The 11,339-nt window shown below is 57.3% G+C and carries 11 protein-coding genes; 4 read left to right on the top strand and 7 right to left on the bottom strand.

The window, feature by feature from the left end:
• On the top strand, positions 1-973 hold a 973-nt coding region (locus L1073_RS16060), incomplete at its 5' end, for a hypothetical protein (RefSeq protein ID WP_246900968.1).
• A gap of 44 nt (positions 974-1,017) precedes the next feature.
• Here the strand turns inward: L1073_RS16060 and L1073_RS16055 are convergent.
• Positions 1,018-1,929 (bottom strand): formylglycine-generating enzyme family protein, encoded by a 912-nt coding sequence (locus L1073_RS16055; protein ID WP_246900966.1) that lies wholly within the window; start codon positions 1,927-1,929, stop codon positions 1,018-1,020.
• 37 nt (positions 1,930-1,966) lie between these two features.
• On the opposite strand from L1073_RS16055, the gene L1073_RS17390 reads away from it, so the two are divergent.
• Complete coding sequence (locus L1073_RS17390; RefSeq protein WP_425531595.1) at positions 1,967-2,281, top strand: integrase core domain-containing protein; 315 nt, start codon at positions 1,967-1,969, stop codon at positions 2,279-2,281.
• Positions 2,282-2,563: 282 nt separating this feature from the next.
• Here the strand turns inward: L1073_RS17390 and L1073_RS16050 are convergent, their stop codons facing one another.
• Both L1073_RS16050 and L1073_RS16045 read right to left on the bottom strand, forming a co-directional pair.
• Complete coding sequence (locus L1073_RS16050; RefSeq protein ID WP_246900963.1) at positions 2,564-3,925, bottom strand: MFS transporter; 1,362 nt, start codon at positions 3,923-3,925, stop codon at positions 2,564-2,566.
• Between the two features lie 189 nt (positions 3,926-4,114).
• Positions 4,115-4,714 (bottom strand): methyltransferase domain-containing protein, encoded by a 600-nt coding sequence (locus tag L1073_RS16045; RefSeq protein ID WP_246900961.1) that lies wholly within the window; start codon positions 4,712-4,714, stop codon positions 4,115-4,117.
• 190 nt (positions 4,715-4,904) lie between these two features.
• Between L1073_RS16045 and L1073_RS16040 the strand changes: the two genes are divergently transcribed.
• Both L1073_RS16040 and L1073_RS16035 read left to right on the top strand, forming a co-directional pair.
• Complete coding sequence (locus L1073_RS16040; protein ID WP_246900959.1) at positions 4,905-6,068, top strand: zinc-binding dehydrogenase; 1,164 nt, start codon at positions 4,905-4,907, stop codon at positions 6,066-6,068.
• Positions 6,065-7,153, top strand: a complete 1,089-nt coding sequence (locus L1073_RS16035) for a proline racemase family protein (RefSeq protein WP_246900956.1) — start codon at positions 6,065-6,067, stop codon at positions 7,151-7,153. The genes L1073_RS16040 and L1073_RS16035 overlap by 4 nt, the downstream gene beginning before the upstream one ends.
• A gap of 69 nt (positions 7,154-7,222) precedes the next feature.
• Here L1073_RS16035 and lnt read toward each other — a convergent pair whose 3' ends face one another.
• From lnt to L1073_RS16015, 4 genes are all read right to left on the bottom strand, one after another.
• Positions 7,223-8,704, bottom strand: a complete 1,482-nt coding sequence (gene lnt / locus L1073_RS16030) for an apolipoprotein N-acyltransferase (RefSeq protein WP_246900954.1) — start codon at positions 8,702-8,704, stop codon at positions 7,223-7,225.
• 77 nt (positions 8,705-8,781) lie between these two features.
• A complete protein-coding gene (locus tag L1073_RS16025) occupies positions 8,782-9,675 on the bottom strand; it encodes a CorC family transporter (RefSeq protein ID WP_246900950.1) in 894 nt (297 codons plus the stop codon).
• A 108-nt stretch (positions 9,676-9,783) separates the two neighbouring features.
• Positions 9,784-10,245 carry an rRNA maturation RNase YbeY gene (gene ybeY / locus L1073_RS16020; protein WP_246900947.1) on the bottom strand — a complete coding sequence of 154 codons (462 nt, stop codon included), beginning with the start codon at positions 10,243-10,245 and terminating at the stop codon, positions 9,784-9,786.
• Complete coding sequence (locus L1073_RS16015) at positions 10,242-11,324, bottom strand: PhoH family protein (protein ID WP_246900944.1); 1,083 nt, start codon at positions 11,322-11,324, stop codon at positions 10,242-10,244. Before L1073_RS16015 ends, ybeY begins: the two co-directional genes overlap by 4 nt.
• Positions 11,325-11,339: the final 15 nt, after the last annotated feature.

Below are 11,339 nucleotides of genomic sequence, written 5' to 3'. Positions count from 1 at the left end.
GGCTACCGCGCAGGCAGGTGCGGGGTTCGAGGGTGGTTTGAACATCTCCTACGATGCTGGCAAGTTCAAATTCATGGCCAAGGCCGGCTTCTGCTGGGGCGTGGGTGCCAAGGGAAAGGTGTCGGGAGAGATTGATGCAAGTCTGGTGGTGGAGTTTATCAAGTGGGTCGCCTACCAGCTTCGCCATGTAAACTATCGAAGGCTAGACTTCATTGGAGCTGAAGCCTTCAGAACAATCTCCAATATCATTTACATGACAGTAGTCACCGGAGAAAGAATAGAAGATTATTTGAACTACACTGCGGTTCGAATTTCCGCAATGGCAAGAGAAAAATACCTCCAAGTCAAAAACGGCATAGAGCAAGGACTAGAAAGAGGAAACTTAACGTCACGAATCAATGCAGACCCGGAGATGCTAAAATATGCATCACCGGAAGCCAAGGGTGCTTTGCTTTATCTTCTGACGACTACCTCTGTGATCGACGAAGTGGATTTGCGTAATGCTGTTTCACCTTTAGATCGAGACGCCTACCGTTTTGGCGCGTTGCCCAACAGAAAAAGGGCTATTATTCGAGCATTTGAATGGGTACAGTCAAAGGCGGAGTTTGACTGCGTCATGCAAAGGGTGACGCCCGCTATCACAGCGAACGAAATAGCTCAAAAAGACAAGAAAGCTAGTCAAGAGGAAGGTGAAAAAAGAGTGTACGAATTCCTTGATATGGGAGAAAAAGAAAGAATCGAAAAACTCCCATATTTATCAAGGGCTTATACCAGCGATTACAATAACGATCTTCGAAGGATATATGAGGACTTACCTCCAGTAGCCCCCAAGGGAGGCCGCATGGTAAGAAATCGGGTAGAAGAATATTTTACCCAAGTGCAGCAACAAATCTCTCCGGAATTTTACAAGCCTTGCAACAATCCAACCCAAGCCATTTGTCGACCTGACGAAAACACAACCACCGTGGCTTGAGTATAAAAGGATGGGCGTACTTTTCTTCGCCCATCCTCCAAAGTTTAATTGCTCATATCATCGGAGCTTACTGCACAACGAAAGGAAAATTCCGAATGAAGATACTTATCACCTATTTTAGGTGGTACGTGATCTCGTTTAACTGTCAACACTCCGCCCCAGCCTTGTCCATGAGATATACCTCGCACCACTTTTTCATTGCCCTTCTCCGGCCCCTTCGGATGATCCACGGGAGAACGCGCATAATAATCAGCCTGATACCAATCAGAAACCCACTCATAACCATTATCACCCATTTGATACAACCCAAGCTTATTGGGCGGATACAACGTTACAGGATAAGGTGCAAGCCCACTATAATCACCAGCGTGAGTAGCCTTACCGACATCCTCATCAGTAGGAATGCTTTTGCCCTTCTCAAGTGTGCCCGTGCTAGTGCCGTAGGGTATAAATTTCCCTCCCGAGCGCGCTGCGTATTCCCACTGGGCCTCCGTGGGTAGCGCAAAGGGAAGTGAGGTTTCCTTGGCGAGCCAGTCGCAGTAATCCTTGGCCTGATACCAGTCCACACCAGCGGGGACGTTATCCTGGCGGAACTGCATCTCGAACTCGTTGGTGCTGTTGATCTTGTCTTTTCCCGTGGCCTGGGTATAGATATCGTAATCGGCGTAGGTCACCTTGGTCGGCGACATGTAGAACGTATCCAGCGTGACCTTATGCAGCGGCTTATTGTCCTGATCGGCACTGTAGGGCAATCCTTTGTCGCTGCCTGTCAGATTGGGATCGATCGGCCCGAAATCCCCCATCTGAAAGGTACCGCCCTCGACGCGAACGAGCTCGTCTTTCGTCTTCTTGATCAGCGCATCGACCGCCTGTTGGTTTTTCGGGTTGGCATTGCCATCGCTGCAGGCGCTCAGACCCAAGGCGGAGATAGCAATCAGAGTGATCCAGCATTTCATATGAAGATCTCAGTCAAAGCATTGATTCTATTATGCCATGGCGAATAAGCATGGGGGCGCGAGAAATATTGCAGAATGTTGCCAGCCGCCGGTCCGCTGTCTTGAACCGATGTCACCAAATACAGCCACAACCTGCTCTCCGGGTTCAAGAGCAAGACCTATCGCGGCAGCAAGTACAACGAACTGGTCTTCGACGACGCCAGCGACAGCGGCGGGCGCGGTCAGGTGGCGGGTGTCACTGGGTCAACCCAGGATCGTGATCAATCGCTGGATTCGGTGCTACAACGAAACACGGCCACATCAGTCTTTGGACTACGTGGTATACCGAGTACATCCTGCATTAACGGCGTAGGGTGTGCAGAAACCAGGGGGCCTTACATAGTGGAGTAAACTTGGATCAGTAGCCTAAACAATCAAGGAATAGACAAGACGCCGTATTGAAAAGGTGTGCTGCATCAGCAAGCCTTAGGCACTGTCTGAAAAGTGCCTGCGCTCAATAATACGGCGTTAAAAATGGGCTCAAAGTACTCATTTACGACCTGTAAACTCCGTCTTTTCGCCCATTTTTGCCTTGTCTGATTATCGCTCGTCGACTTTTCAGACGAGGCCTAGCAATGACGGCGTCGCTATTGGGTCATTTCAGGCTCACGGAAAGTGGCGCTGAATGATCCTCCCAGCCTTCATACTCGCTCAGGGAGCGCTTGGACGATTCAGGCAACTTCAGGCCGCCCCACAACGCTAGAAGTGAGATCACGAGCAGATAGAAGGCCGGCGCAAGGGGATTTCCTGTTATATCAATCAACCAAGTCGCAATGAGTGGTGCCGTACCGCCAAACAGGGTGTACGCCACGTTATAGCAGAGGGCGGAGGCCGTATAGCGTACGCGAGTGGGGAATTGTTCGGATAGCAACACGGCGGTGACCACGTTACAGATGACAGCACCTATGGCTATCATGATGGCTCCTAGCATGGCGCTCCACAGTTCTCCGCTTCCGGCCAACGAGTAAGCAGGAAATACTGCGATCATTAGACTCAATCCCGCAGTGAGTATCGTTCTCCGGCGGCCTACCCAGTCTGAGTAGCGGCCAATGATTGGGCAGAGAAAAGCGGCAAAGATCAAAGCCCCCAGGCTAGCCAATAGAGAAACGGTGCGCGTGGCATCGCCTTCCACTTTCATATAAGTCGTAAAGTACGTCGTGAACATATAGAACGATAAGGCCGTAGCTGAAATAAAAGCGCCCAGACATAGCAATGTACGACCGTGTTGGCGAACCGTTTCCCGCACGGGGGTATGGTGGGTTACGGGCTGAGATTTCAACATCTGGAATATGGGGGATTCATCTAGCCGTAAGCGCATATAAAGACCAATTAGCCCCAATGGTGCTGCCATTAGAAAGGGCAGCCGCCATCCCCAGTCCTGCAATGTTGCTTCTGGCATGACAAGGTCGATGCCATACGCGAGCCCGGCGGCCGAGGCAAAGGCTACAAAAGTCGAGACAGGAACAAAGCTACCGTAGCGTGCTTTCTTTTCTTGAGGTGCATGCTCCATCACAAAAGCGCAAGCTCCTGCATATTCGCCCCCCGCTGAAAATCCCTGTAGGCAACGTGCCAGAGCCAGTAACAACGGCGCGAGTAGACCGATGCTGTTATATGTCGGTAGCAGCCCAATCAGTGTCGTGGAGCCGGCCATCATGAGGACTGTTATCGAGAGCACTCGCTTGCGACCGATCTTATCGCCCAGCATGCCGAAGAAAATGCCTCCCAGAGGCCTGAGAGCGAAAGAAACGGCGAATACTGCGAAGGTTTGCAGTAGCGCAAGGGTAGGGTTGCCGGGAGGGAAAAAGTGCTGGGAGATAATAACCGCGAGAAAACCATATATTGCAAAGTCGAACCACTCGACAAAGTTGCCGATAGCTGAAGCAGCGATGACCTTTCTCAGTGTGGCAATACTGACATCGTCGGTTTTGTGTTTATCTGCGGACGGAGACGTCGACATAATAGAATTCCATACGATATTAAGGCGAAATTGTTGTTAGAGCCCATGTCCTTGGAGTACGACGAAAGGCGTATAACCCTCTGCGACGATAGCCTTAGTATTCGTATATAAAGGTAATGTAAGCGACGGTCATGTAGCTGAACGCGACATGCTTGTAAAAATCACACAGATATTCACCACGGTGCTGGATCAGCAGCGCGTGAAACAGACCATCTGCGTTGAGCTGCCGACAACGGGATCACGCGGACCGACGTCTTCGAACCGGGTCTGGTAACCGTGACGTTCTGCGACGCCGTTGCACCACGATTGAAACTGCGCTCGTGTCCATTCGAAGCGATGATCGGCATGGCGGCGCTCGTCGTCGGGCATGCCGTGGAGGGGATTGTATTCCTTGTTGGGTGTCGTGATGACGACGAACTTGATCCCCAGCTTGCCGAAAATCGCTTTCTCGACCCGGGACAGGCGATCTGGATCGATGTGCTCGATGGTTTCCAGCATGACGGCGCCATCGATGCCGGTTTCGGCCCAATCGCAATTTTCGAAGGAGCCCAGACTGACGTGCAAGCGCTTATCGGGCCTGAGTATGTCCAGGTTGAGCCGGTCACGGGCGTAAGCCACGGCCCGAGCGTCGTTGTCGATACCTATCAGGCGGTTGAACTGCTTGTACTCGCTTAGCCAGCGCAACAAGACGCCGTGACCGCAGCCAAGATCGACAACGTGTTGTGCGCCGGATGCCAGTAGATTATCGACGACGGCGTGGAGACGGAGCTGATGAAGATTTGTCGCCATCAGCGAACGTTCCGCATAAGTGCTTGAGAAGGGGAGTTGAGCATGGCGCGAATTATCGCCGGAGTTTGTGTGTCATTCAACTAACAAGTCGCCTGATCAGGCGCCCTGTGAAGGGAGCAGTAATCCCTTGGCAGAGCAAAAGTTTGATATCGTCGCATCGTCAAGCAGCGACTATGAGGAGGACACAGGTATGCGCAGCGAGACGCTACCCGATACGATGGCGGCGATGTTGCTGACCGAGCATGGAGACATCGACAAGCTGGTCTACCGGCAAGATATCTCCGTTCCCAGGCCCGCCAGAGACGAGGTCCTGGTGCAGGTGACCGCGACGGCGAAGAACAATACCGACCGCAAGGCGCGTGAAGGGCTTTATCCGACCAAGGATAAGGAGGATACGACCTCATTTCAGATCGGCGGCTCACCGACGCTGACCTTTCCGCGCATTCAGGGCGCCGATGTGGCCGGGCACGTAGTAGCTGTCGGCGAAGATGTGAGTGCCGAGCGCATTGGCCAGCGCGGGCTTCTGGACTTCAATATCTACGCCGATGCGCGTCCCGACATCAATCTCACGCCCGACTATTACGGGCATGGCGCCGATGGCGGCTTTGCCGAGTACATTGCGGTGCCCTCGTCGCAGTTCCACACGGTGGATAATCCCGAACTGGCCGATGCCGAACTCGCGGCGATGGGCATGTGTTCCTACCAGACCGCTCTGCACATGTTGAATGCGGCCCACGTCAAAGCCGGGGAACATGTGCTGGTGACGGGGGCTAGTGGTGGCGTGGGTACGGCACTGATTCGGCTCTGCCGTATCATGGGGGCGACGCCTTATGCTCTGAGCCAGCCGGACAAGGCGGAGGCGCTGCTGGCGCTGGGAGCGGAAGCCGTACTGGATCGCTCGGACATGCAGGACTTCACCGAGAAGGTGCGCGCGCTGACGCAGGATCGACCCATCGACGCGGTCATGGATCTGGTCGGGGGGGAGATGACCGATCGCTTCATCGACACCATGATCTTCGACATGACGCGCCGCACCACCTACCCACGCTTGAGCATTGCCGGCGCCAGCGGCGGTAATATCAGCGAGATCATGTGGACGCGGATTTATTTGTATCAGGTGCAAATATTCGGCGTTTCCCATGGTACACGCGACGAGGCCGAGCAGTTGGTAGCCTGGATTCGCGAGGGGAAGTTGAAGCCTGTGCTGCACGCGGCTTTCAAGCTTTCCGAGCTGCATGACGCGGAACGCTACTTCGTCAATCGCAACAGCAACTATCTGGGCAAGATCGTGATTGTCCCGGATTCGCAGTGGCAAGCGCATGGCGCGCCCTACGCGCTGAAGGAAGAAACATGAGTGAAGAATTGACACTGCAACTAATCGACCTGCATGCCGGCGGCGACGTCAGTCGTATCGTGACCGGCGGCATCGACCCGCTGCCGGGCAACACGGTGCGCGAGAAGATGGAATATCTGCGCGAGGATGCCGATGGCCTGCGCCGGCTGTTGCTCAGCGAGCCCTACGGTATTCCCGAGATGTCGGTGGACCTGCTGGTTCCCGCCAGTGACCCGGAGGCCGAGGTGGGCTACATCATCATGGAGGTGATGGGCTATCCCATTTACTCCGGCTCCAACACCATCTGTACTGCCACGGCCGTGCTGGAAAGCGGGATCGTCCCCAAGCAGGAAGGGCATCAGCGTTTCATTCTGGAATCTGCGGCCGGTCTCGTCCATATCGAGGCGCGGGTGGAAAATGGCGTCGTGGAAGGCATTACCTGCGAAGGGCTGCCCAGTTACATCGACACCTACCGGGCCAGCATCCATGTGCCTTCGGTCGGGGACGTGACCTACAGCGTCGCCTACAGCGGAGGCTTTTACGCGATGGTGGATGCCGCCGAGCTGGGCTTCTCGCTGAATCGGGACGAAGAGGCGCGACTGGCGGAGTGTGCCCATGCCATCGTCGAGGCGATCCAGGCCGATCGGGGCTTTTCCCATTACACCTTGGGTGATGTGGGGCCTTTGCCGTTTTTGCACTTCATGGGCCCGGTGGAGCAGGTTGCGGATGGATTTTTTCGTTCGCGCTCGACGACCTACGTGCATCCCGGCGTGATCTGCCGCAGCACAACTGGCACGGGCACTTCGGCGCGCCTGGCGTTGATGCACTACGAAGGCGCTCTCCAGCCGGGGGATAAGCTGGAGACCATCTCGCTGCGTGGCACCGGCTTTATCGGCGAATTCACCGGCTCGCGTCAGGAAGGCACGCACTGGGTGGCAGAGAACACCATTACCGGCAAGGCCCATGTGCTGGCGCGCTCGGACATCGTCATCAATTGCCACGACCCGTTGGTAGAGTGTGGCAGCCTGCATCATATCCTCACCAGTGGCCATCGCAAGACAGAAGCGTCGGCGCCTGTCGACGAAGAGACGTCCGTATCCGGCTAATATTCAGGTAAACGCGGGCGCTTATCCAGCAAATTCAGGCACTGATCCAGACCAGCGCGTCCGTTGACGCTATCGTTGCTCGAGCGAGTGGCGCCGCCAACGCAGCCCGGGGATGAGCAACAGAGCGGCGAGCAGCCAGGTGGGCCAACTGCCGGTGCGGGTGAACGGTGTCAGCCCTTGCATGGGCTGAACCTCGCTGCGGATGCTGGCGGTTTCGAAGCGCGGGGCGCGCTGGGTGATATGGCCTTGGGCGTCGATGATGGCGGTGACGCCGTTACTCGTCGCACGCATTACATAGCGGCCGTTTTCCAGGGCACGTAGCTGGGCCATCTGCAAGTGCTGGAGCGGGCCGATGGAGTTCCCGAACCAGGTGTCGTTGGAGACGGTGAGCAGCACGTCGGCGCTGCGTGCGCGTTGGGCGACCAGGTCGGCATAGATGATCTCGTAGCAGATTGCGACGCCCAGGCGCATATCGGCGGCTTGGATCGGTGCCTGGTCGGAGGCGCCGGCAGCGAAGCTCGACATGGGGAGATCGAAGAAGGCGATGACGCCGCGCAGCAAGCCCTCCAGTGGTAAATACTCCCCGAACGGTACCAGATGCTCCTTGCGATAGCTGCCTTGGCTGTCGCCCATCCCGATGACCGCATTGTAGTAGTCGCCTTGATCGTCGCGCTGGACGATACCGGTCAGCAGGGCGGTATCGGCGGGCAGCGTCGCCTGAACGCGTTCCAGAATGGGGCGTGCCTGGGACGCGAACATCGGCAGGGCGGTTTCCGGCCACACGATTAGATCGGTGCCGTCGTCCTGATCACGGGTCAGCTCGGTGTAGGTGTTGGCGGCTTGGCGTTGCCCCTCGGGACTCCACTTCGAGAGCTGCGGGAGATCGCCTTGCAACAGGGCGACTTCTTTGGGATCGCCCTGTGGGGATGTCCACTGGCTGGGCAGCACCAGCGGCAGGCACCACATGGCGACGAGTGGCACCAATGCCCACAAGCGGCGCTTCAATAGCGCCACCAGCAAGGTGCCGCTGAGAGCGACGATCAGCGATAGCAGGTAGACGCCGCCGATAGGCGCCCACGGTGCCAACGGCGATTCGACATGGGCACTACCCAGCAGTAGCCAGGGGAAGCCGGAGAACGCCCAGGTACGCAGTGCCTCACCAAGGACCCAGACGCCCGCGAAGGTGATCACGGACCATCGCGCGCTGGTGAAACGCCGATAGACCCCGAACACCACGCCATAGAACAGCGCCAGAGTGACTACGAATAGCGCGGTAAGAAAGACCGCTAATGGGACGCCGGTGTAGCCGTAGTCATGAATCGACACATAGATCCACGACGTGCCGGCGCCGAACAGCCCCACGCCATAGCTCCAGCCGCGCAGCGCTGCCTGGCCGGGCGTGAGGTCGTGGAGGCCGTAGAAGACCAGGGCGACGGCGAAGGGCCCCGCCCACCACCATTCGAAAGGGGCGAAGGTGAGCGTCGTGAGTGCGCCGGCGAGCAGCGCGACGAGATATCCCATCCAGGGGCGATAGGTGCGGTTAGACAGCATGAGGCACTCCTTGTCGAAGGAGCCTCTTATAACAGAGCACGGCGCTGTGGACCATGCCATGTAGGCGCCTGATTTACTTACTGCCTTGCGTCGCTCTCTGACGCTTGGGTTTCATCCTCGGGGCAGGGCGATACTTGCAACAGGCGGATACGGCGATTGTCGGCATTGAGCACGGTAAAACGCCAGGTGCCCAGATCGGCGTATTCGTTGCGTCGCGGCAGATGCCCGAAGCGTTGCATGACCAGGCCGCCGACGGTATCGAATTCTTCGTCGGGGAAAGCCGTGTCGAAGCGTTCGTTGAAGTCCTCGATGGGCGTCAGGGCGCGAATCGCATAGGTGCCGTCGCCCAGGTCGCGAATGTCGTCTTCTTCATCGATGTCGTGTTCATCCTCGATGTCGCCGACGATCTGCTCGAGGATGTCTTCGATGGTCACGATGCCTGCGGTGCCACCGTATTCATCGACCACCACCGCCATATGGTTATGGGTGTCGCGAAATTCCTTGAGCAGGCTGTTGAGGCGTTTCGACTCGGGAATGAACATCGCCGGGCGGAGGATATCGCGCAACTGGAAGCGTTGGCGCTCGGCGTCGCTGAGCTTGAGCAACGGCAGGAGATCCTTGACCAGCACGATGCCCAGCACCTCGTCGAGGTTTTCGTCGATGATCGGATAACGCGAGTGCGCGGTCTCGAGGATGATCGGCAGGCAGTCCTCGGGGCGCTGATCGACATGCAGGGCGGTTACCTGGGAGCGCGGGATCATGACCTCGCGCGTTTGCTGGTCGCTGATCTGGAAGGCGCCTTCGATGATGGTCAGCGCGTCCTGGTCGAGGCGCAGTCGTGTACCGGCCTCGCGCAGGAAGGTAAGCAATTCGTCTCGCGAATTCGGTTCATCGGAGTCGTTGGAAAAAGCGTTCAGCAGTTTATCCAGCCAGGATTTACCACCCTGGCTGCTCGATCGGTCTTCGCTCATGCGATAGGTCTCTCGTTCCTCATGGACGATAACGCGGGGATGATAAAAGTGCGTGCACGGCCACGGGCCGGGCATCGTGGGGCGTCGAGAGGCGTCCCGGGCGGAGGTTCACTCGGCATAGGGATCACCGATCATGAAACCTGCCAGTAGCTCGCGCTCCAACGCTTCCATTTCTTCGGCTTCACGCTCATCTATATGATCGTAGCCGAGTAAATGCAAGGTGCCGTGAATCACCATATGGGTGTAGTGATGCGCTAGATGCTTATCCTGTGCGGCGGCCTCGGTGACGACGACGTCGTGACAGATCGCCAAGTCGCCAAGCAGTGGCAAGGAGACGCCGGGCGGCGTTTCGAAAGGAAAGGAAAGCACGTTGGTGGGCTTGTCCTTGCCGCGATAGTCGCGATTGAGCGCCTGGCTCTCCTCAGGAGAGACGAAACGCACGGTCATCTCCGTGCGCACTTCATCGGGGTGACGAGCGAACACGGCGCCTACCCAGGCCTCCAGCTCGGCCTGGGTGGGAAGTGCGCTTGGCGTGTCAATGGCGACCTGGCGGTCGATATCGAGGCTCATGCGTCGGCCGGCTCGTCGTTATCGCGGCGCGTGTCGTTGTCTTCGCGCTTGGCTTGTGCACGCCGTTCGCGGCGGGTGCGTTCCTGCTCTTCCTCGGCGCTTTCGAAAGCATCGTAGGCTTCGATGATGCGCTGGACCAGCGGATGGCGAACCACGTCCTTGGCCACGAAATGCGTGACCCCGATCCCGGCGGTGTCCTTGAGCACATCGAGAACCTGGATCAGCCCCGATTGATTGCCGCGCGGCAGGTCGACTTGGGTGATGTCGCCGGTGATCACGGCGGTGGAGCCGAAGCCGATGCGCGTCAGGAACATCTTCATCTGTTCGCGCGTGGTGTTCTGACTTTCATCGAGAATGATGAAGGCATTGTTGAGCGTGCGCCCGCGCATATAGGCCAGTGGAGCGACCTCGATCACTTGCCGCTCGATCAGCTTGCCGACTTGTTCGAAGCCCAGCATCTCGTAGAGCGCATCGTAGAGTGGGCGCAGGTAGGGATCGATCTTCTGTGCCAGGTCACCGGGGAGGAAGCCCAGGCGCTCGCCGGCTTCCACTGCCGGGCGTACCAACAGGATCCGTCGTACCTGTTGCTGGTTGAGTGCTTCGACCGCCGCCGCGACCGCCAGATAAGTCTTGCCGGTGCCCGCCGGGCCGACCCCGAAATTGATGTCGTGATCGTGAATGCTGGTCACGTAGGTCTGCTGGTTGTGACCGCGTGGCTTGATCAGGGCACGCGGCGTGCGGATGAGCACGCCGCCTTCGTCGAGGGTGTCCTCGGCGTCTTCTTCCAGTGACTCGAGGTCGGATTCCTGCAGGAAAAGATGCACGGTATCCGGCGTCAGTTCATTGGCTTCCGTCTCGCGGTAGAGATGTTCGACGACATTGGCGGCTGCCTTGACGTGCGGGCCGGGGCCTGCGAGCTGAAAGGTGTTGCCGCGATTTCGCAATGTCACGCCCAGACGCGACTCGACGAGCTTGAGGTGTTCGTCCTGCTGTCCGCATAGGCTTGCAAGGCGCATGGGGTCATTGGGTTCGAGCGTCAGCGTGAGGATGCGATGTGCCTGCGAAGTGTTCTGGCTCAACTCGGAGAGATCCAT

This window comes from Chromohalobacter nigrandesensis, assembly GCF_023061285.1.
GTDB classification, from domain to species: domain Bacteria; phylum Pseudomonadota; class Gammaproteobacteria; order Pseudomonadales; family Halomonadaceae; genus Chromohalobacter; species Chromohalobacter nigrandesensis.
The sequence above is the reverse complement of the archived record's forward strand: the minus strand, read 5'-3'. Positions and strand labels throughout refer to the sequence as shown.